The organism is Streptomyces sp. ATLC9, from assembly GCF_057196705.1.
This window is the reverse complement of the sequence record NZ_JBXUOY010000018.1, coordinates 14,461-34,997: the sequence shown is the minus strand read 5'-3', so window position 1 is coordinate 34,997 and position 20,537 is coordinate 14,461. Positions and strand designations below refer to the sequence as shown.

The following is a 20,537-nucleotide window of genomic DNA, read 5'->3' as shown; positions in this document are numbered from 1 at the left end:
GACGGTGGCAGGAACAAGGACCTCGACAATCCTCATTCTCGCTGGTCAGAGGCACTCTCTGTTTTCCTGACCGCCTGTCGGACAGCCCACCTCATGAAAGCCCGAGGCTAAAGTCACAGGCCGCGGGCGTCGGCGAGGTCGGCGGCCTCTCCCAGGATCCGCGCTGCCGCCCACCCGTTGGGCAGCAGTTCGTCGTTGGCCGAGGGCACGGTCTCCGCAGTGGGGAAGCGGCGGCGGATCGCGTCCAGCAGCACGACCATCGCCGTGTCGGTGTGCGCGCCACCGGGGTCGGCGGCGCGGACGGCACCGTAGAGGCAGCGGGCACCGTCCTCGTCCACGGTGGCGCCCCGGCACCAGCCGCCAGAGGCGAGCTGCTGCGCGGCTCTCTGCAGAAGCGCGGCCGCGGGCGTCGGGTAGGGGCGGACCGGCGCGGCCGGGAGGGCCACGGGGCCGGTGATGACGTCGTCCAGGTCCAGCGCAGTGGTGGCGATCCGGGCGTCCACGGCGAGTACGGCGAGAGCCAGGCGCTGGTCGAGGTCGAGCGGTTGCGGTGGAGCGTCCGGCGCGGTGGCCTGGGCGCGGGTGATGGTGCCGTCCACGGCGCACCCCTCACTGTGCGTGGTTGTCACGGGGAAGTCGGAGCAGGGTCCGTAACTGTCACCGGGGGGTGTCAGGGCCGATGTCGGGCCGATGTCACGTGACACCCCTATAGGCCCCCGCCCGCCGTGACAGTCAACGTCAGGGCGGGCGGGTGACAGTCACACGGTTACGGAGCGTGCCGGTCAGGCGGGCACGAGGGGGGACTGCACGATGGTGTACTCGCCGTGCCCGTCGCGGGTGATGGCCCCCCGCTCCACCAGCTTCTTCAGCTCAAGCTGGAGCCAGGGCCGCTTGCGGCCGGCGGCCGTGGTGGCGGGGATCAGGTCGGCGGGCTGGAAGGTCAGCCGGCCGGTGCGGCACCAGCCGTCGATCTCGCCGTAGAGGATGGCGCGGGCCTCCTCCGTCGACTTCCGCTCGCGCTGGGCGAGTGCCATCGGCTCCTCCAACTCCTGCTCCGGCACGTCGTCCTCGATGCGGACGTCGTAGTCCTCGCCCTCCGGCGGTTCCGGGATCATCCCCATGACCTCGGCGTACACCTCGCGGATCTCCTCGGCCACGGCTTCCTCCTGGTCGGTGTGGTCAGTTGCGGTGGGCCGGTCGGGCATGGCCGCCAGCGGCACGGCGCCGGGGGTGGTGCGGTTGCTGCCCTGGTGGGTGCGCTGGGCGTAGGCCGCTCCGGCGGCGCGGGCGGACACCTCGTCCAGCGGATCGCGGTAGGCAGCGGCTTTCTCGACGACCGCGGCCAGCAGATCCTTGATCTCACCGGTGTAGGCGCCGCGCCACTCGGTGGTCCACTTCCCGGCGGGGATGCCCATGCCGGTGGCGTAGGCGTATCCGGGCCGGTCAGAGCCCCAGTCCGGAATGGCCCCGGCCTCGGTGACCTTGTCGGGCAGGCAGAAGCCGGCATCCCCTGCGTCGTCCACGCCGAAGCAGGCGCTGGCCTGGAGGTTGGCGCGCACGTCGGTGGAGAGGTTCGTCCAGGTGGCGCGCTGGAGGGAGACCACCAGCCAGATGCCCACCGACCGCGCGGCGCGGGCGATCTTCTCCAGCTCCTCGAAGTCGGCGACGTCGGCGGCCTCCTCCAGCCAGACGACCATCGCGTTGAGCTTCGATTTCGGGGTCCACTGGTCCAGGCCCTCGTCGGCCAGCGCGCTGCCGCGGGCCGAGATCACGGCCGGCAGGCAGCGCACCAGCAGCTTCGCCTCCCGCGGGTCCTGCACGAACCAGTCCAGGCCGGAGGCGATGTGCCCCACCGTCTGCCGTCCTTTGGCCAGATCGACCAGCCAGATGCTCAGCTTCGAGCGGGTCATCAGGTGGGACAGCACGGTGCGGGCGAACTCGGACTTTCCGGCTCCGGTGACGCCCATGACCATCAGGTGCTGGAGGATGTCCTGCGCGAACGGGTTGATCAGCACCTCGTCGCCGTCGGCGTACAGCCCGACCGGGATCGGCTCGGTCGGCAGCAGCCCGTACTCGCGCGGCATCTCGTACCGCACCCCGTCCTTGAGCAGGTCGGCGACGCGGAACTGGGCGTGGGCCAGGCCCGCGTCCTCGCCGTTTCGGGTGATGGTCACTCCGTTCGGTGGCAGGTTCAGCGCCGCGGCGATGCGCGGGGCGGCGGCCTGCGCGTCCTCCACCGTCTTGCTCGCGGGCACGGCCAGGTCGGCGGTCACCACCCCCTTCCCGGTGTTCTCCACCCGCCGAAGCTGGAACTTCTCCAGGCCGACGGCCTCGGCCAGCTTGCTCATGCCGCCCTTCTCCTCCACCGGCTCGGTCTCGTCCACGGCGCTGCGGAGTACCTGCCGGATGTTCCACGACGCGGCGAACAGCGCACCGCCGAACAGCCAGGTGTCGAGCACGCCGGGGGCGAGCGGCCCGGCGGCAGTCGCGCAGGTCAGCCAGCCCATCCCGGCCGCCACCGAGGTGGTGGCCTGGGCGCGGCGGAACTTGCGGAAGCCGTTGGTGCCGGAGGCGGTCTTCCATGTCACCGCCGACAGGGCGACTCCGGCCAGGCCCATCGCCCCGCACGCCAGGCCCGCCTCCAGCACTGAGTCGTTCCACATGGCGTGGGCGGCGCCGCCGAGCGCGGGCGGCAGAACGGCGGCACCGGCCCAGGGGGCGAGGTAGGGCAGGGCGCGGGCGGCGAGGTGGTCGACGGCGCCGGAGACCAGGCCACGGGAGGTGTTGACGACCGGGAGATTGGCCGGCGCGTCCACCTTGGACAGCTTCGCGCTCTTCCTGGTCATCACACGTCTCCGATCGTGAAGGTCTTGCGGGTGGGCTTCTTGCCGCCGGCCTTGGCCTTGGCCTCCTGCTCCGGCTGGATGAAGTGGCGGTTGAAGGAGTGGGACATCTTCAGAGCGCCGACCCCGATGGCCTTGGCCGCCTCGGCGGAGACCTTCAGGTGGGCGGAGACCAGACGTGCCTTGACCCGGGACGCGGCGCCGAAGTGGTACCACTTGCCGCGGTACTGGGACAGGACCCCGTTCAGCTCCTCGGCGCGCATGCCGAGGATCAGGTGCAGCTCCCGGCCGAGGTGGTTGATGGCCTTGGCCAGGGCGTAGATGTCCTTCTCGCTGGTGAACTCGATCCGCTCGACGGCGGCGATGAGCCGGTCGCCCTGGTGGTGGCCGCCACCGGACGGCGCGGACGCGGAGGCGGCGCCCCCACCATCACCGCCGTTGTTGCCGCCCCGGCCGCCACCGTTGCCGACGTTGACGTTGATCGGCGGGACGAACGTGCTGCCCATCCCTCCGGCGAACCCGCCGGCCGCCGCGCCCGCCGCGCCCGCGAACCGTCCGGAGCGGGACGGGCCCGGCTCCTGACGGGGCGGGGGCGGCGTGCCCGGCTGCTGCCCCCGCAGACCGGAGGTCTCGTCGTCGGCCCAGTTGTAGGGGGCGTTGCCGTTGGTCGGGGTGGCCATCAGTGGTTCTCCTCGGTCTCGTAGACGTAGTCGGCGCCGAACCAGGGCCAGGTCCGGGCGGCCACGACACGGATGTCGTCGCCACCCAGCTCGGCGGCTTGGTCGATCAGGTCGTGCGCGGCGGCGAAGCGGTACGCCCACAGGGCGGCGTACAGATCGGTGAGCCGCCAGCTCGGCAGGGCGGCCACGGCGTGGGCCACGGCGTTGGTGGCGCGGGCCAGCCGGGCGGCGGCGGTGACGGCCCGGTCGGCAAGGGATATGCGGGCGGAGTCCAGCACGGTGTTCTTCCTGGTGGTGGCGGTCAGGGGCCTGGAGGTTCCACAGCCGCACCCGGCCGGGCCGGGGACGGCAGCAGCAGCGCCAGACACGCGGCAGGGACGGCCCGGCGCGGGTCGCCCCTGCCGGGCGTTACGGTCATCGGGCGGCACGTCCCTGCTTCCTTCAGGGGCGTGCCGCCCAGGTGTCAGAGCCGGTAACCGCCCGCGATCAGCTCGGCGGCCTCGGTGCGGTACTGCGACGCGGTTCCGGTGGACACCCCGGTCGCTTCGGCCACGCGGTCCAGCGGCAGCCGCTCGACCTGGCCGGCGGCCTCGGTGAGTACCAGCCGGGCGACCTTCCGGACGGCCCGCTCCCGGGGCGAGAGCCTGAGCGTGTCCTCGGCTTCGACCACGGCCCGCTCGGCTTTGAGCGCGCGGGCCCTCGCTTCGACCGCGGCCTGCTCGGCTTTGGCAGCGGCGGCCTTCGCTTCGGCTGCGGCCCGCCGGTCGGCCTCCTTGTGTGCCTCGGCTCTGGCCACGCGAGCCCTCTCCTCGGCCGCACGCCGCTCGTCTTCGCGGGCACGCCGGTCCGCTTCGGCTGCGGCCCGGCGGGCTTCGGCCGCGCGCTGCGTCTCCACCGCGCGGGCCTCCAGCTCGGCCGCCCTGTCCTTCTCGGCCGCCTCGCTGCGGAGCTTGGCCGCCCGCAGCTCCTCCTCCGCGGCCTGCCGCTCGGCGGCCTTCCGGCGGGCCCTCTCTTCGGCCTCGCGGGCCTCGGCGGCGGTCTGGCGGGCGCGGGCCTCGGCCAGGACGGCGGAGTCCAGCGCCTCGGCCTCCAGGGCTGCCAGACGCTCCGCTGCGGCCGTCTGCGCGTTGACCTTCGCCTCGGTGGTCTGCACGCTCCCAGCGGCCCGCAGCCGCATCTTCTTCCGCTCGGCGGACCGCTCCTGCTCGGCCCGCTCCTCCTCCAGCAGCCGCTCGGCCTCGGCCTCACGGCGCTCCCGGTCCAGCCTCGCCTGCTTCTCCGGCAGCTCCAGGGCCTCCCTGACAGTCAGGCCGTAGCGGGCCATTGTCAGGGGCAGCCGCTCGTCCGACGGGGCCTTGCGGACCTTGCCGTACTTGCGCTCCAGCAGCACCCGGTAGCCGGAAAGCTCCTGTTCACGGGCGACGACCTCGTCGTAGGAGGACAGGCCCCACAGCTTCAGGCTCCGCCACATACTCCAGGTGCGGGACGGGGACAGCACCCACCGGAACAGCGGTATTCCGACATTTGACTTTCGCCCGGTGTCAAGGTCGATCGCGCGGATGACCAGCTTGCGGGCGGCCTCCACCGCGGCGATGAACATCACCGGGATCACGCCGTGCATGGCGGCGCCGATGGGGTCCTGAAGCGGCGTCTTGTCGCCGGCGTTGGCGTTGAACACGATCGTCGCCGCGGTGAAGCCATGGGCGATCAGCCGCAGGATCGGCAGCCGGATGCCGTAGCGGATCAGCAGCAGGTCCAGGGCCAGGAGGACGACGATCCCGGCGTCCAGGCCGATGGGGAAGACGGCCGCGAAGTCGCCCAGGCCGTGCTCGAAGCCGAGCTGCCTGAGCGCGGAGTAGGACCCGGCGAAGCCGATGCCGGCGAGGATCGCGCCGCCGAAGACGGCGAGGATGGCGACCGCGCGGGCGGTGCGCTCGGAGCGGCGGGCGGGTGCGCTCGAAGCGGCGGGGCGCGGCTCCGAAGTTCTGGTGTGCGGACTCGAAGCGGCGGACGGTGTGCTCGTAGTGGTGTCCGGTGCGTCCGGAACGGCGGGCGGTGTGTCCGTAGCGGGCGCCGCCGGCGCCGCGGTGAGCGGCAGCGTGGTCAGCGTCATCAGGGTCTCCCGGTGGAGTCGGTGCGGGTGTGCTCGAAGCAGGGTGGTGTGGTCTCGAAGTGGTGGCCGGTGGGCTCGAAGCGGCTTGTCCCAGCTCCCCTTGCCGCCCCGGCCACGGAGGCCGGGGCGACGCGGGCAGCCGGTCAGTCCTGCTGGCGGCGGTCGGCGACGGTCATCTCGCGGACGGTGTCCTCGAAGGACTGGCCGGACTCCAGGACGGCCTCGGTGATGACCTCGGCGGCACGGTGGCCGTCGCCGGCCTGGAGGGCGGCGCGGGCCTCGGCGGTCTTGTCGGCGATGAAGCGGCTCATCGGGTGTCTCCTCGTCTCGGTGGTGGTCCGGGTCTGTCCCGGCTCCCTGCGACCCCGCCCGCACGAGACGGGCGGGGGAGGCAACCGGTCAGGCCACGGCGGTGTCGGGCCAGTCCGCGACCGGCGCGGTCTCCGGCCGGATGTGGCCGATCAGGGGATGCGTTCCGTCGGCGGCCTGCCGCGCCAGCTCCGTCTCCTCGGCCACCACCCGGGTGGCGTCCGGGCCGTCGGCCAACTCCGCGTTGCGGGTGTGCAGCGCGATGAGCTGCCGGGCCGTCCACCGCGGGCACCAGCCGTCGACCGGCACGGTCCACAGGTGACCGCGCACCTGCTCCAGCGGCATCGCCAGGGACACCGCGATGTGGTCGGGGCCGCACCCCCGGTCGGCGAGCTGCCACACCGCCGCGTGGTCGGCGGCCGTCTGCTCGGGGTCCACGGTCTCGCTGTAGGCGGGACCGGCCACCCGCACCGCCCGGCGCGGACCGACCTTCCACACTTCCGGCATCAGGTCGAACGCGACCTCGTAGCCGTGGGCGGTGGTGCGGTTCAGCCACTCCAGCCGCCGCCCCGACGTGGCCTTGGCGACCGCTGCCTCCGGGGAGTGGGCCCACAGCTTGACGGTGCGAAACCCGTAGGGGCGGGTGGGCCAGGTAACGGTGTAACCGGGCAGGACCGGACGCAGACCGGTGCGGGACTCCTCGGGGGCGTCGGCCTGCCGGCACCACCGGGCGCGGGTGTCGGCCAGCAGCGTGTTGAGGGTGTCGGAGACGACCGCGCCGCAGCCGGCGGCGAGGATCGCGGCGGAGGCGACGACCTTCGTCGGCGTGGGATCGGTGCCGATCAGCAGGTTGAAGCCGTCGTTGTAGAACAGGACGCCGGTGGCGCCGACAGTGGCGACCGTCGCCGCGTTCTGGGTGGCGTTCAGTGCGGTGAGCTTCGCGGTGGCCTTGGTCTGGGCTCGCATCGACCCTTCTCTCTCTTCGCTGAGTGGGTGGTACTCGGTCAGGCGGGTTCACCGGCGCAGGGCTTGCGCGGGGGGCGGCACTCGTTGGCGGCCAGGTCCCGAGCACGGCCTGCGCAGCGATGGCGAGGAGGCAGAGGACGCGCGTCAGTCGGCTCTGCTCAGTGGTTGGGGCGGTGGGTGGAGGTCGTGCACCCGGTGGCCCGCGGCGTACGCGGCGGCGGCCGCCGTGGCAGCGGCCGCCAGGAAGGCGCGGGTCACCGGGTGCCGTATGCCGTAGCGGAAGGCCGCCCGCGCCGCGTGTTGCTGTGCGGCGCGGGCGGTGGCTATGCCTGAGGTGTCGGTCAAGGGGTGCGGGTCGGGGTCGGGATCAGTGCTGGCCGGTGCCGTCGCAGGAGGTGCACGGGGCGCGGTACTGCCCCTCACCGGTGATGACCAGTTCGCCCTGCCCGGTGCCGTCGCAGGAGGTGCAGCGGATGGGCGCGGTGGTCGGAGTACTCATCGGGCGGCCCCCGGCGCGGTCTGGTCGGCGCAGCGGCACCGCCACCAGCCGCACAGCGGGCACGCGTCGTCGGCGGCCGCGGCGAGACGGGCGCGCATCTGGGCGACGGTGCGCGGTACGCGCCGCTCGGCGGGGATGCGGGCGTCGGCCGTGCGGACCCGGTGCAGCAGCTCGGCGCCCAGGCGGTGGTGGTTGTCGGTCTCGTCGCGCTCGTAGCCGCGGCGGTCGTCCTCGCGCTCGATGTCCTCGATGACGCCCGCCTGCGGGCGGGGACGGTGTGCCAGGATGGTGCTCACAGGTTCCTCCAGTTCAGGGCCTGTATCGCGCCGCCCAGGACTCCTACCTCCTGGGCGGCGCTCGTGGTTGGTGGAGCAGGACGGCTTCCTGCCGCCCCCCTGTCGCCTCCGGTCCGTGGCCAGGCCGGGGACGGCAGGGGGAGCAGGTCAGCGGCTGATGAGCGCCTTCCTGACCTGGTGGATCTCTCGGCGCAGGCGGTCCGCGGAGCGGCACACCAGGTTCATGCGACGGCACCTGGCGCATCCGCTCCGGTGGTCCGCGAGCTCGCGGACCAGGTGGGCGGTGTGGCTCTGCATCTGGGTCACGGCCGGCGGGGCCTTCCGTCCCGGCTTCCTGGTCACCCGCGTCGGGCGCCGGAAGCCGGCAGTGGCGTCGAACTCCCTGAGCCGCTCCTCCCACTGCTCGGAGGTGAGATCGACGTCGACCAACTGGTTGCTGCCGGGGCACCGCTCGTCTCGCTCCCCGTGGCCTCGGTCGGTCAGGCGGTGGGGGCGGATCAGCTTCCGCTCGACCCGTCGCCAGGTCGAGCAGTCGGAGCAGAGGATCGTGACCGGCTGCCCCGGGTGGATGGCGATTCGGTGGGGGAGTACCGCGCTGGCCTTGATGCCGGGGCGGCCGTTGCTCTTCCTGAGGGTGTTCCTGCCGAACTTCTGCATGGCGTGCCTCCGGGAATGGAGTGGTTGCGTTCCCCGAGCGGCACAGGCGTCGAAGGGCGGGGCGACTGTGCTGGCTGGGCAGCGCAACGCCGCCGGCAGTGGTGGTGCTTCGGCTCTTCGGAGGGACCTCGTGGTGCGTCGACCTCGGCCGGAGCCGGCTATGCGGTTGTGGGGGGCAAGATCGTGGAGTCCGGTTCCGCCCAAGGCGGGTCCGGGCGGGGTCCGGGTTCGTCAGGACCCGCGAGAGCTCAGGCCGCGAGCGTTCCCGGAGCCGCGAGGGCGTTCTCGTCGTCCTCGGCCAGTTCCTCGGCCGCGACGCGCAGGAGCGCGGCCTGCCCCTCGTCGGCCAGCACCTCGTGCCAGTGGGCGGGCCAGTCGGCGGCGTGTCCGAGCGTCTGGGTGAGTGTGGCCCAGTTGGTGCCGGGGTCCGGGACGGCGGGCGCCAGGTGGCTGCGGATCATCGTTCGCGCGGTGGCGGCCAGCCGGACCGGCAGACCGGAGTCCGCCTCGACGCCGTCGACGGTGAGGTCGGCACGGGAGAGGACGTACAGCCAGGTGTCCTGTGCCAGGTCCTCCGCGCGGTGCCAGTCGTGGGCCGGGACGCGGTCGCTGATGTAGCCCAGCAGCCGGCTGTTGTACCGCTCGTATGCGTCCGCCAGCAGCTCCATCCGGGTGCACGAGGCAGAGGCGGAGTGCCGGATCAGGCCCAGGGCGTTCATGTCGCTTCCTCCGATGTCAGGGATTTTTGGCATGGCGGTACCTAGAGGCGCAGCCCCACCACCAGAAGTAAGGGCTAGCCCTTATTAGAATGAAGGCTGTCCCGCGATTCGTCAATGGGCTAGCCTTAAGGCGATGAGAGGAGGTTCCGTGCGTGGTTACCGCGAGCTAGCCGAAGAACTGCGGCGGCGCATCAACGAAGGGGAGATCCCCGTCGGCGACACACTCCCGCGCATCACCGACCTGATGAGGGAACACGGTCTCGCAAGGCAGACCGTCCGCGACGCCGTCGGCCTCCTGGCCGACGAAGGACTCGTCGTCACGCTGCGCCGGGGCGGGACAGTGGTGCGGCATCGCTCCCCTGTGCAGATCCCCCTGAGCCGCTACGGCCGTGCCATGACCCCCGGCGGCGACCGAGGGCCCTGGGAAACGGCCTGCGCCGAGCAGGGCCTGGACGGCCACATGCGACTCGTCTCGGTCGCCCGTACGGCCGCGACCGAGGACCTCGCCCGCCTGCTGGAGCTTCCACCGGAGGCCGAGCTGGTCCACCGTCGCCGCCACGCCGTGATCCGCCCCGACGACGTCGTGCAGGTCCAGGACGCCTGGTACCCGGCCGCCATCGCGGAGGCGGCGGGCATCTCGGGCACGGAGAAGGTCAGGGGCGGTGTCTTCCGCGCCCTGGCGGCAGCCGGAATCACACCGTCGACCGCCACCGAGGAAGTGGCCTCGCGGGTGCCCACCCCCGGGGAAGCGAGCGATCTCCGCATCGGGGGAAGGATTCCCGTCCTCACCGTCGAGCGGGTCACCCGCGACACCTCGGGCTCCCCGATCGAGGTACTACGAACAGTGGGGCCGGCCGACCGGCTTCGCCTGGTCTACGCGGACCTGCCGCTCAAGGAGGCCATATGAGCGGCGCCGAGCCGAACCGGCATCCTCACACCGAAGTGACGCCCCTCGTGCCACACCGCAGCAGTACAGGACACAGCACCCCGAACACGGCCTAGGATCAAAGGGCCAGAAACGGTGATGGCCGCCCCTGTCGCCACAACAGGAACGGCCGCTTCACCAGTACGACTCAGCAGCTACCACACCGGAGTCGTGAAGTGCAGCGCGGTGACCGCGCTGGGGACCTGAGCCCCAAGGGCCCACGTGGTCACCTCTACCCAGCATAAGCGGGTGCGCTGGCTGTGCACAGCATGGCCAGCCATACGCCCCGTTTTGCCGATCAATGCGCGCTTCCCGGCTCCCTGACCCCGCAGGGAACCCATGCACGCGACACCAGAGGTTCGTGACCTTCACGGCACGACTCTCATCTCCCCGACTCTCCGCCCCCTTGCCGGCGCTCCCGCCAGCCGCGCTCTCACGAGGCGGGTGGCCCGGTGACGAGGAGCGCAAGCGAGCTGCCGGACCAGGAGGGCGCCGACCAGCTGGTCGAGTTCTCCGGCAGCATCACCGACTACTGGTCGTACTCACAGATCCGTGACTACCTCGTCCTCATGCCGGGACTCTCCCACACGGCCGTGCGGCTGTACCTGATCCTGCGGTCGATGGTCACGGAGGCCTCCCGGCGGCCGCGGGGCGGACTGCGCCGTATGACCATCGACCAGCTGTGCTGGCTGCTGCCCGGCCCCAAGGGCAAGCCCACCTCGGTCTCGACCATGTACCAGCTGCTGAAGGAGCTGGAGCAGGCCCGTCTGGTCATCCCGAAGGACAGCCGTGAGGTCGAGGGTGTCTCCGGCCTGAAGGGCAAGGAGAAGGCCGCCAAGGGCATCGCACGCGGCTTCGCGGTGGAGGAGATGCCGCCGACCTCGTACACGGGCTGGCGCAACGCCTGGGACAAGCTCGACGCCTACCGGCCGGACTGGCGGGAGAACCCGCCGCAGCCGCCGACCCACCTGACCGAGTACGAGCAGACCGAGGACGGCCGCATGAGCGCCCGGGTGCGGCTCGTCGACGCCGACGGAGGCCCGTTCCAGAAAACTGGAACGGACGAGGAGGCGTTCCAGAAAACTGGAAAACCCCAGATCGAGGGCGGTGACACCCCTCTGTTCCAGAAAACTGGAACGTCATTCCAGGATTCTGGAACGCTGTCCCAGAATCCTGGAACGGATCCGGCCCTGACCAGCGAAAACGACCCCCCTCTAAGAAGCTCTCTCAAAGAAGCTCTCTCCTCTCCTGTCCCGTCCGTCACAACGGCCTCCTCCTCGGTGATGGAGGAGGGGACGGAGAGAGAGGAGAGGACGGCTGCGCCGGAGGACCCCTCCGCCTCCGCAGCTCCGTCTCCCAGCGGGGGCGGCGAGCACCACGACGTGCGGGTCGCCGAGGCGTGGATCGCCTCGCGTCAGGAGCACGGGCACGGCGTTCCGCCGCTGGCCCGGAAACGGATGATCGAGCAGGCGGCCGAGCTGCTGGCCGAGAGCGTGGATCCCGAGTACCTCGTGGCGGCGGCCGCCGACATGGGATCCAGGTCCACCTGGTACGACCTGAGGCGACACCTGGAGAAGTTCGTCCGACCCGCCGGCGTGCCCAGCCAGCGCCCCGCACTGGCCGAGTGGTGCGGCGTGTGCAACGACGGTGTCCGGCCGACACAGCCCGGCCAGCGGCTCAGGGAGCTGCCCGACGGCCGGCTGATCAAGTGCGAGTGCCACCCCAGCCACAGCCCGGCGCCCATCCCCGCCTGACCCGACCACCGACGGCAAACGGCGGCAGGGGAGCCCCTGGAAAGGCCCCTGCCGCCGCCGGAATCACCTGCGGAACGGAGATCCACCATGAGCGTACCGACTCAGCCACAGCCCGCCGGCAGCCGCCCGGAGGACGCCCCCCTGCTCGACGACAAGTCAGGGGCGGACTTCGACCGGGTCCCCCCGCAGGACGTCGCGGCCGAGGGATCCGCGCTGGGCGGCATGCTGCTGTCGAAGGACGCGATCGGCGAGGTCAACGAGACCGGCCTCACTCCCGCCGACCACTACAAGCCGGCCCACGGGATCATTCACGCCGCGATCCTGGACATGTACCGGCGCGGGGAGCCCGTCGACCCCATCACCGTGGCCGACGAGCTGACCAAGACCGGAGACATCACCCGCGTCGGAGGCCCGGGCTATCTCCACACCCTGGTCCAGATGGTGCCCACGGCCGCCAACGCCGCGTACTACGCCCAGATCGTCGTGGAGCGCGCGAAGCTGCGCCGCCTGATCGAGGTGGGCACCCGCATCACGCAGATGGGATACGCCGCCCAGGGCGAGGTCGCAGACATCTACGACCGGGCCGCCGCCGAGATGCACGCCATCACCACCGGAGCCGGCACCGGTGGCCAGGAGCGTGTGAAATGGCTGGAGGACATGGCCGAGGACTACCTGCGCAGCATGGACGAGCCGTCCCAGGACCCGCTGCCCCTGCCCTACAGCGACCTGCGGAAGTTCGTCCCGATGGAGCCCGGCGACCTGGTCGTCGTCGCGGCCCGCCCCGCCATCGGCAAGTCCGTGGTCCTGCTGGACATCGCCCGGCACGTCGCGGTCAAGCACGGCATGACCGCGATGATCTCCTCCATGGAGATGAGCCACGCCCAGCTCATGCAGCGGATCATCGCCGCCGAGGCCAAGGTCAGCCTTCAGAAGGTCAGGAAGCGCGAGTTCGGCAGCGAGGAGCGGAAGAACGTCGAGCAGACCCTTGTGCGGATCGGCGCCTCACCGCTGGTCGTCGACGACGGCCCGGCCGCCACCCTCATGCAGCTGCGCTCCCGCCTGCGCTGGCTCCAGGGCCTGGGTAAGCTCCCCGCAGTGCTGTGCGTGGACTACCTCCAGATCATGAAGGCCGTCGAGAAGGCCGGGCAGAACCGCACCGGCGAGGTCGACGCCATCTCCCGCGGCCTCAAGGAGCTGGCAGCCGAGTTCCAGATCGTCATCGTCGCCGCGGCCCAGCTCAACCGCGAGGTGGAGAAGCGCACCGACAAGACACCGATGATGTCCGATCTGCGGGAATCCGGCTCGATCGAAGCGGACGCCAACACGGTGATCCTGCTGCACCGCCCCGACGCCTACGACAAGGAGGACCCCCGCGCCGGCGAACTGGACCTGATCGTCGGCAAGAACCGGCAGGGGCCCACGGGCACCGTCACCGTCGCCTTCCAGGGCCACTACGCCCGTGCCAAGGACCTCGCGTCCGGCTTCTGACGGCTTATGGGCTTCAGGCCAGGACTACAAGACGCTTTTGGTGTAATTGTCGGTCAAGGAAGATGCACCGATGACCCGTGGGAACGTGACCGAACCCGAGACCGTCGAGCCGGGTGAGCCGCGTTCGGCCAAGGCAGTGGACGATCGGCTGATCGACGAGCTGGTGTCCCGGGCCCAGGCCGAGGGCCCGCATCTGACCGGTGAGGGCGGACTCCAGCAGCTGATGAAGCGGCTGCTGGAGTCCGCCCTGGAGAGCGAGATCACCGAACACCTCGGCTATGACAAGCACAACCAGGGCGGGAAGAACGGCGGCGACAGTCGTGACGGCACCCGCGCCAAGCCCGTGCTGACCGACGTTGGACCGGTGGAGATATCCGTTCCACGCGACCGCGACGGATCCTTCGAGCCGAAGATCGTCAAGAAACGGCAGAAGCGCCTGACCGGCGTGGACGAGACCGCCATCTCCTTGTCCGCGAAGGACCTGACCGCCGGCGAGGTGCAGGCCCGCCTTCAACCTGCCCCGGCAGACAGGACCGACCGGCGTCAGCGTCTGCATGGTCTCCGACACAGAACAGGATGCCCAGGGCGGCCTGAACGCCGGCCTCTACACCCGCGAGCGCGTCCTGGAGAACGACCCCTTCCGCGTCATCGTTGTGAACGAAGGGAGCACGGTGGCAACATCACCGCAGCGCTGAGCATCGCGACGGCCTCCCGGGCTGGGGCCAACCCGCCCGGGAGGAGCAGAGGGAACGCTGAGCGGGATGGCGAACGTTCCTCACGGCGATGCCCGCCGTACCGAGAAGAGGGATAGGTATTCGTGACGGATTCCTGGACCGCGGTCCACGTCAGCCACCAGCAGTTCTACCTCCTCGATGCCGGTCTCTCTGACACCGAATTCGGTGCGGAGGAGACCGACTACTCCAACGGCCTGATTGTGGTCATGCCGCGTGGGGCGAAGATCCACACCGGGATCTACGCCGGAACCGTCCGTGTCCAGGCCCGCCCCCTGTCCGGTCCGCCCGGGCAGCTCGATCCCGGTCCCTGGGAGGAGATCGTCGAGGCCAGCGTGTACTCGGCCACCGGACGACTGGCTGTCGAGATCCCTTTCCCCGACACCTATCCGGACACCTACCTCCAGCTCCCCGAGCTCGCCGAGGCGGGGCCGGGCTGGTACCGGCTGCGCGCCCACGCCCGCGGCCGCGACACCGCCCTCAAGGACGTACGGGAGGACCCGGTCGAGGACTACCTGCTGCTGTGCTGGCCGGCCGAGCAGGCTCCCACCCGCATGGTCCGCACCACCGACCACTGCGGCCGGCAACTGCGCAGTTCCGCCGCACGTCACCCCGCTCGCCCCCGCACAGCTCCCGCCCCTGGCATGCCGGATGCCGAGCGGGCCCGCCAGCAGATACTGAGCGACAACCTCCGACGGCGCGGCGCCCAACGGCCGTTCCGGCGACTTGGCAGCCCACCACAGCAGTGAGCTGACCCCGATCCCGTGCCCCTGATGAGGCCGCCCCGGCGCCCTCCCCTTCCCGAGTTCGCAGGAGCGGTGCCTCCGCTGACAGGTGGTTCGGCGGCACCGGCCAGTGGACAGAGCGGCTCCGGGCAGAGAGAGCGCCAGGGAGCGGGGCATCGCAGCCGAGCGTGCCAGAGAGATGCGAACCTGCTCCCCTTCACCCGGTCAGGGCCCAAGCGGCCACGCCGCCAGCCCGAGTCCCGGGCCGCCCGGATCAGGCCCGAGGGGCTGGACGCGCTGGCCTGGCACCACCACCGCACCAACGCCGACCGGCCGTGCCCGGCCTGGACCGCGTAGGCGGCCGACCCGCCTACTGGGAGGCCGCCCTCCAGCCGCACGAGATGCTGCTGCGCCGCTGCACCCGCCTCCTGCCCGGCCCTGAGCCGCCCCGGTAGCGGCCGGGCCTTCCCACCCGCACCAGAAGCCGTTCGTCCCCGGTGCCAGCTGACGATCTCGGCCGGCAACCGAGGAAATGACATGCGTCCTGAGACGGACTCGCCATGACATGACGTGAGACAGCCTGAATAGTCGCTGGTCAGAGCGATGCGTTATGGCACGGATCGCGAGACCCTACAGGCTTGTGAACCTCGGGTGCCGTGCCGGCGTTCCGCGGTCGATGCCGGATCGCCACCGGCCCCGGCATCGACCGCGATCTCCACACCGCTCTCGCCGCCGCCTGGGGCGAGGGAGTCCGCACCGCGGACTTCACCGCCTGTCCCGCACTACCAGTCGACCAGAGCACCGGCAAGACGGCAGACTCGGAACAGACGGAAGGGGCACCCTGATGAGCGCACAGCCGATCCACTCGAACCAACCGGACCGCGTGCCGCGCAACGCTGAGGGCATCGCGGCCGCGCTGGACGAGGCGAGGAGGCTGGAGTTCTACCGTCAGCTGCTCGCTGTCGCGCCGGAGGACGCCGAAGGCGTCCTCAAGCGCTGGTGGGCCGAGGCGATGCTCGACACCGACCCGCGCGGTGACCGGCTTACCGAGGCCGCGCTGAACGGGACCCTGACGACGACCCCTCTGGCCCAGGTGATCGCCCATCGCACGCAGGCAGGACTGCCCATTGAGTGACCCCACCTCTGACGAGTCCGAAGGCTGGCCGTGCGTACTCTCGGAAGAGGTCACCGAGCTGCTGAAAGACCCGGCACTGCCCGGTGACGTCTTCGGCGCGATCGTGGCGGCCGCGGTTGTCATCACCGAGACCCGCGGCGAAGCGCCGGGCAGTACCGGGTCGGCGAAATGGTCACAGCAACGGCGTCTGCCGCTCGGCACAGGCGGCTCGCTCGGCATCGCCGAGTACGTCATCGTCGCCGACGCCGATCCGCCCCACATCGTCCTCACCCGCATCCAGCTTTACTGACCTGCCTGGCCCCGGGCGGCGCGGGCCGGGCGCACGCCGACGGTCCCGTTCTTCGACCGTTGTCGCTGCTGCCCGGTGGCCAGGTGGCGCGTTGCGCCGAGGTGCGGTGTAGAGGCTGGCTACGGGGGGAGGGGTGGGGGCTCGTGCCCGGTCCGCGGACGTACGGCGACGTGCGGGGCCGGGCGCCGTACTGCCGCCGTCGGGCCCGCCGGCGCGTGAGCAGACCGGACGCATAGGCCGGGGCTGATGGGGAGCGGGCTGCTGCCGCGCAGTGGCTGAGGCCGCCCTTCTCGCTCCGCTCGTTCAGGCTTCGTGGTGGCTGAGGATCCGGGTGCGGGCGGCCCCTGCCGCCCGCCCGACCTCCGGCGCGCTCGCTGGTCTCCGGCGCCTACGCCGTCTCCCTGTCCCTGGCGGCAGCCGTCTCCGCCGCGGTCTCCTGGGCGCGGTTCTGCGCAGGCACCGGAGTTTCCATCGAGGTGGACGAAGAGGTCGGAGCCGCTGTCTTCCTGGCCGTGGCCCGCCTGGTGCGCGGCCGTCCCTTCGGGCGCTTCGTCGGCTCCTCGGCGCCAATGGCTTTCAGCTCGTCCTTGGTCCAGCCCGCCGCCTCTGCCGCTGCGAAGGCCTGGCCGTACGGCTCATCCAGTTCGGCCAGCCTCTGCTGGAGTTCCTGTCGCTCCACCAGAACCTTCATCAGCGGCTCGAATGCCGCCTCCCGAGCCGCCTGGATCTCCTGCATCCGCTGCATGATCTCTTGTGCACTCGCCATGCTGTGATCGTAGTGTTCCGGGCCTTCGCAACCGCCCCAGGGAACGCCGTATCACCACAGGCCGTAGGGGTTTTTGACGGTCGACCCCTTGCACGGGAAACCCTCTCTGGGGCAGTAACCATCGGAAGCGAGTTAGTGCGAACTGGGCCCAGTTCGCGGGGGTCGTCGTCCGCGGCTTCACTAAGGTGGCGGCGGACGATCTTGGGTCCGAGCACGGACCGGGCGGGTGGAAGGAGACTGCGATGGCAGAGCCATCTGCAGCGGATGACCGACACCGAACTCCCGCGCGTTACCGGGGGCATGAGCCCGCCGGCCGCCGCAGCACCCGCATCAAGGTCTCCTACAACGAGACCGAGCTGGCGATCGTCCGTGAGGCCGCCGCTCGCGACAATCAGGCACTGGCCGCATGGGTCGGCGCCGTTGCTCTGGACGTGGCGGCGGAGAAGGTCGTTCCCGTCTCGGCCGACGCCCGTGACGTCGTCGCCGAGTTCATTCGGGCACGTAACCAGGTCTCGCGGGTCGGCAACAACGTGAATCAGATCGCGAAGGCTCTGAACGCCGACGGCACGGTCACCGCCGCCCAGATCGAGGCCGCCCTGGACGCAGTGCACCGCGCGATCCGGCGCATGGACGAGGCGACCCGGCAGGTGATGCGCGAGCGGCAGCCGCGGTCGTGATGCCGAAGAAGGCCCGGGACGGCAACGACACCTGGGGGCTGCTGGACTACCTGTACGGGCCGGGCAAACGCGACGAGCACGTGAACCCGCGCATGGTGGCCTCGTGGGACGACCCGTACGTCGAGGACCCGGCGCGCTCGCCGGACATGACGATCGCCGACCTGGCGCTGATCCTGGATGCCCCGGTGTACGCGCTGCTGGGCAAGAAACCGCCGAAGCACGTGTACCACGTGGCAGTCCGCAATGCTCCCGAGGACCGGGTCCTGACGGATGAGGAATGGGCGGAGGTGGCGCGCGAGATGATGCACGCCTCCGGGATCTCCAAGCACGGAGACGACCAAGGATGCCGATGGGTGGCGATCCGGCACGCCGACGACCACATCCACATCGTGGCGACGCGGGCGAGGCAGGACGGACGGCAGCCCAATCTGCGGCAGGACATCGTGAGGATGCATGCGGCCGCACGACGGTTTGAGGAGCGGTTCGGGCTGCGCCGCCTGACGCACGGCGACAGGACCGCGCGGCGGTGGTCGAAGACGGGCGAGGCGGAGAAGGCGGCCCGGCGCGGCCTGCCGGAGACCGCACGTGAAGCGTTGCAGCGTGCCGTGCGAGAGGCGGCCGCAGCCGCCACGGGCGAGGCGGACTTCTTCGCCCGGCTCGGCGCCGCCGGGATCCGGGTGCAACAGCGCATCGCCCCGGATGGCAACGTCACCGGTTACTCGGTGGCGCTGCCCGGGGACCGGGACGGGCGGCAGACCCCTGTGTGGTTCTCCGGCTCCCGGCTGGCGCCGGACCTGTCCCTGCCCCGAGTGCGGGAGCGGTGGCAGGGTGCGGCGCCGGTGTCGCCGGCTGCGCCGGCACAAGCGTGGCGAGCGGCAGAGGCCAAGGTGCGCGCGGCCGCCGAACAATTGGGGGCCGGAGGACTGCATCAAGGCGCCGGGGACGTGGCCGCACTCGGCGACCTGGTCGTGGTCGCCGCCGTGGTTTCTCCACGTCTGGTGCGCGACCAGATCTGCCAGGCCGCCCACGAGTTCGAGCGGGCCTCCCGGGCGCCTGCGGCCCGCAGCCTGGAGGGCCAGGCGCGTGAGCTGTACCGGGAGTCGTCACAGCTGCTGTCGAGGTCCGCGACCGCGGCGGGCCGCAGCGACACGGTCGCCGCCCTGGGGTTCTTGCTGGCCCTGGTGACGGCGGTGGAGGCCTCCCGGAAATGGCACGAGGCGCAGGAGCACCGTGCCCAGGCGCATGCCGCCGGACGGGCCGGGCGGTTGCTGCGCGAGGCGGTCGAGGTGACCGCCGGAGCGGCAGCGGCCCGGGAACACCGGCCTCGCCGGAGGACGGCGAAGGCCCGCACGGCCACCGGGCAGCGGTTGGCGGCCGCGGCGGGTGAGCGGCCGATGGCAGGCGTCGTCCAGCAGGCTGTGCCTGCCCACGCGCGGGCCGTTCTGGCGGATCCGGCCTGGCCTGCCCTGCGCACGGGTCTGACAGAGCTCGAGCGGGCGGGCGAGGACCCGGTGGAGGTGCTGGCCACGGTGGCGGCACGGCGGGAGCTGACCTCTGCGGAGTCGGTGGCGGAGGTGCTTTCATGGCGTTTGGACGGATGGCGCAGACAGCGCGGCGCGACCGCCGCCGCTGACAAGAACCCGTCGGCCATGCCCGCAGGCGGCGCCGGGAGCGCCGGCCCGGCCCGCAGCACAAGGGCATCCGCGCCGACTCGGCAGGCGTCCGGCAGCGAGCAGCGTAAGGGCCTGGGACGGGCCCGGTAGCGAGGGGAGAGCACCTGATGGGGACACCTCCGGGGGAGCCGTTCAGCGAGGCGGCCGGCGAGGCGGTGCAGACCTCCGTCATGGCGTGGCGTCTGGTGATGGCCATCGCGGACGCGGTGCGACGGCAGCAGCAGCGGCGGCAGAAAGGCAAGGAGGAGGACCTGCCGCCCGCCGCAGAGGCTGAGCGCGAGACGGCCGAGCAGATGACGAGGCTGGTTCCCCCGGACATCTCGACCGCGGTGATGGCCGAGGCGGACTGGCCGCAGATGGCACAGCAGCTGTCGGCGCTGCGGCGCGCGGGGGTGGACCTGGAGGAGTTCCTGCCGCGCATCGGCGACATCGCGGTGACGGTGCGGGACGCGGTCGCCGAGAACAGCGCCCGGGTGGCCCGCGAGGGCACCGGGGAGTGGGAGCGGATGCTGCGCGAGACGCTGCCCGCAGGACCGGTACGGGAAGCGATCCTGTCCTCCCCGGCGTGGCCGGACATCGCCGCGACGATGGCGCGGCTGGACGAGCGCGGTGTCGACGTGCGGCAGATCCTCGCCTCTGCGCATGACGAGGGCGTCGGCGTCGACCAGGCCGTCGCCAAGGTCCTCGCGGCGGACGCGGTGCCGACGCCGAGCCGGGACGCGATGCTGTCGTACGGGCCGCTGACGACCGGGCTGGACGTCCCCAAGGACCTGGACCTGTCCGACCGCGCGCGGGCGCTGCGGCAGCTGGCCGTCTCCCCGGCGGAGAACGAGCGCTACGGCCGCTGGGTGCAGGAGGCGATGCCGGGCCGCGAGCGCGAGGCCGGTCTGCTGCTGTCGGCCCGGCAGTGGCCGCTGGTCGCCGCTCGGATGGCTCGGATGGAGTCCGAGGGCAAGCCGGTGCGCGAGCACTTGGCCCGCCTGATGCAGGACACCTCGTGGGAGCAGGGGCCTATGCCGCAGATGGGCTCCCGGCTGGTGCAGGCCGCCAACGACGCGCTGCGCCGGCCGCTGGGCGAGGTTGCCGAGTCGAGGGTGGCGGTGAACACCACCGCGGCCCGGTCGCGCTCGGCGACGCTGGGCCCTACTAAGCGGCCGAAGGCGAAGGCGGGAGCGTCTGCGCAGAGCGGGCCCGCCCCGCACCGGCAGCAGAGCGAGTCCGCACCGAGCCGCGGCAGAACCCGGTAGCCGGCCCGGAGACACGTGTGCCGCCGTTCCGAACCGGGGCGGCGA

General features: G+C 71.6%; 23 protein-coding genes and 1 pseudogene. 11 read left to right on the top strand and 13 right to left on the bottom strand.

Translation table 11 applies throughout. The annotated features are described in order from the left end of the window. Positions 1–113 precede the first annotated feature (113 nt). The 12 genes from AC2CJA_RS03855 to AC2CJA_RS03800 all read right to left on the bottom strand — a co-directional run bounded on the left by AC2CJA_RS03855 (position 114) and on the right by AC2CJA_RS03800 (position 9,082). Positions 114–629, bottom strand: a complete 516-nt coding sequence (locus tag AC2CJA_RS03855) for a DUF6197 family protein (protein WP_484601220.1) — start codon at positions 627–629, stop codon at positions 114–116. Positions 630–782: 153 nt separating this feature from the next. Further along, positions 783–2,846 (bottom strand): hypothetical protein, encoded by a 2,064-nt coding sequence (locus AC2CJA_RS03850; protein ID WP_484601219.1) that lies wholly within the window; start codon positions 2,844–2,846, stop codon positions 783–785. Next, positions 2,846–3,523, bottom strand: a complete 678-nt coding sequence (locus tag AC2CJA_RS03845; protein ID WP_484601218.1) for a hypothetical protein — start codon at positions 3,521–3,523, stop codon at positions 2,846–2,848. Before AC2CJA_RS03845 ends, AC2CJA_RS03850 begins: the two co-directional genes overlap by 1 nt. Beyond that, positions 3,523–3,801, bottom strand: a complete 279-nt coding sequence (locus tag AC2CJA_RS03840; RefSeq protein WP_484601217.1) for a hypothetical protein — start codon at positions 3,799–3,801, stop codon at positions 3,523–3,525. The genes AC2CJA_RS03845 and AC2CJA_RS03840 overlap by 1 nt, the downstream gene beginning before the upstream one ends. Positions 3,802–3,986: 185 nt before the next feature. Further along, a complete protein-coding gene (locus AC2CJA_RS03835) occupies positions 3,987–5,636 on the bottom strand; it encodes a DUF2637 domain-containing protein (protein ID WP_484601216.1) in 1,650 nt (549 codons plus the stop codon). A 143-nt stretch (positions 5,637–5,779) separates the two neighbouring features. After that, on the bottom strand, positions 5,780–5,947 hold the full coding sequence (locus AC2CJA_RS03830; RefSeq protein WP_484601215.1) for a hypothetical protein: 168 nt from the start codon (positions 5,945–5,947) through the stop codon (positions 5,780–5,782). Positions 5,948–6,035: 88 nt separating this feature from the next. Next, positions 6,036–6,911: a hypothetical protein gene (locus tag AC2CJA_RS03825; protein ID WP_484601214.1), complete on the bottom strand. Its 876-nt coding sequence runs from the start codon at positions 6,909–6,911 to the stop codon at positions 6,036–6,038. A 144-nt stretch (positions 6,912–7,055) separates the two neighbouring features. After that, positions 7,056–7,256 carry a hypothetical protein gene (locus tag AC2CJA_RS03820; RefSeq protein WP_484601213.1) on the bottom strand — a complete coding sequence of 67 codons (201 nt, stop codon included), beginning with the start codon at positions 7,254–7,256 and terminating at the stop codon, positions 7,056–7,058. A 22-nt stretch (positions 7,257–7,278) separates the two neighbouring features. Beyond that, on the bottom strand, positions 7,279–7,410 hold the full coding sequence (locus tag AC2CJA_RS03815) for a hypothetical protein (RefSeq protein WP_484601212.1): 132 nt from the start codon (positions 7,408–7,410) through the stop codon (positions 7,279–7,281). Next, the gene (locus AC2CJA_RS03810) at positions 7,407–7,706 is read right to left on the bottom strand and encodes a hypothetical protein (protein ID WP_484601211.1); all 300 of its coding nucleotides are present in this window, start codon (positions 7,704–7,706) and stop codon (positions 7,407–7,409) included. The genes AC2CJA_RS03815 and AC2CJA_RS03810 overlap by 4 nt, the downstream gene beginning before the upstream one ends. Positions 7,707–7,853: 147 nt before the next feature. Next, positions 7,854–8,363, bottom strand: coding sequence for a hypothetical protein (locus AC2CJA_RS03805; protein WP_484601210.1), 510 nt, complete (start codon positions 8,361–8,363; stop codon positions 7,854–7,856). A 248-nt stretch (positions 8,364–8,611) separates the two neighbouring features. Continuing rightward, the gene (locus AC2CJA_RS03800) at positions 8,612–9,082 is read right to left on the bottom strand and encodes an RNA polymerase sigma factor (RefSeq protein ID WP_484601209.1); all 471 of its coding nucleotides are present in this window, start codon (positions 9,080–9,082) and stop codon (positions 8,612–8,614) included. Positions 9,083–9,230: 148 nt separating this feature from the next. On the opposite strand from AC2CJA_RS03800, the gene AC2CJA_RS03795 reads away from it, so the two are divergent. The 8 genes and pseudogenes from AC2CJA_RS03795 to AC2CJA_RS03760 all read left to right on the top strand — a co-directional run bounded on the left by AC2CJA_RS03795 (position 9,231) and on the right by AC2CJA_RS03760 (position 16,129). Beyond that, complete coding sequence (locus tag AC2CJA_RS03795; RefSeq protein WP_484601208.1) at positions 9,231–9,989, top strand: GntR family transcriptional regulator; 759 nt, start codon at positions 9,231–9,233, stop codon at positions 9,987–9,989. A 470-nt stretch (positions 9,990–10,459) separates the two neighbouring features. Next, positions 10,460–11,761 carry a hypothetical protein gene (locus AC2CJA_RS03790; RefSeq protein WP_484601207.1) on the top strand — a complete coding sequence of 434 codons (1,302 nt, stop codon included), beginning with the start codon at positions 10,460–10,462 and terminating at the stop codon, positions 11,759–11,761. An 87-nt stretch (positions 11,762–11,848) separates the two neighbouring features. After that, positions 11,849–13,249: a replicative DNA helicase gene (gene dnaB / locus AC2CJA_RS03785; protein WP_484601206.1), complete on the top strand. Its 1,401-nt coding sequence runs from the start codon at positions 11,849–11,851 to the stop codon at positions 13,247–13,249. A gap of 70 nt (positions 13,250–13,319) precedes the next feature. Beyond that, positions 13,320–13,754, top strand: a pseudogene (locus AC2CJA_RS03780) (transposase); the annotation flags it as partial. 49 nt (positions 13,755–13,803) lie between these two features. Further along, on the top strand, positions 13,804–13,944 hold the full coding sequence (locus tag AC2CJA_RS03775; RefSeq protein ID WP_484601221.1) for a hypothetical protein: 141 nt from the start codon (positions 13,804–13,806) through the stop codon (positions 13,942–13,944). 122 nt (positions 13,945–14,066) lie between these two features. Continuing rightward, on the top strand, positions 14,067–14,729 hold the full coding sequence (locus AC2CJA_RS03770) for a hypothetical protein (RefSeq protein WP_484601205.1): 663 nt from the start codon (positions 14,067–14,069) through the stop codon (positions 14,727–14,729). A gap of 859 nt (positions 14,730–15,588) precedes the next feature. After that, positions 15,589–15,840, top strand: coding sequence for a hypothetical protein (locus AC2CJA_RS03765; protein WP_484601204.1), 252 nt, complete (start codon positions 15,589–15,591; stop codon positions 15,838–15,840). After that, the gene (locus tag AC2CJA_RS03760; protein WP_412721304.1) at positions 15,833–16,129 is read left to right on the top strand and encodes a hypothetical protein; all 297 of its coding nucleotides are present in this window, start codon (positions 15,833–15,835) and stop codon (positions 16,127–16,129) included. Before AC2CJA_RS03765 ends, AC2CJA_RS03760 begins: the two co-directional genes overlap by 8 nt. A 388-nt stretch (positions 16,130–16,517) precedes the next feature. Here the strand turns inward: AC2CJA_RS03760 and AC2CJA_RS03755 are convergent, their stop codons facing one another. Continuing rightward, positions 16,518–16,895: a hypothetical protein gene (locus AC2CJA_RS03755; protein ID WP_484601203.1), complete on the bottom strand. Its 378-nt coding sequence runs from the start codon at positions 16,893–16,895 to the stop codon at positions 16,518–16,520. Positions 16,896–17,137: 242 nt separating this feature from the next. On the opposite strand from AC2CJA_RS03755, the gene mobC reads away from it, so the two are divergent. From mobC to AC2CJA_RS03740, 3 genes are read left to right on the top strand one after another with little or no spacing between them, the layout of a single operon-like run. Continuing rightward, on the top strand, positions 17,138–17,572 hold the full coding sequence (gene mobC, locus AC2CJA_RS03750; protein ID WP_484601202.1) for a plasmid mobilization relaxosome protein MobC: 435 nt from the start codon (positions 17,138–17,140) through the stop codon (positions 17,570–17,572). Continuing rightward, entirely contained in the window at positions 17,572–19,335 is a 1,764-nt protein-coding gene (locus AC2CJA_RS03745) for a relaxase/mobilization nuclease domain-containing protein (protein ID WP_484601201.1), read from the top strand. The genes mobC and AC2CJA_RS03745 overlap by 1 nt, the downstream gene beginning before the upstream one ends. Positions 19,336–19,352: 17 nt before the next feature. Next, complete coding sequence (locus AC2CJA_RS03740; protein ID WP_484601200.1) at positions 19,353–20,492, top strand: hypothetical protein; 1,140 nt, start codon at positions 19,353–19,355, stop codon at positions 20,490–20,492. Positions 20,493–20,537 lie beyond the last annotated feature (45 nt).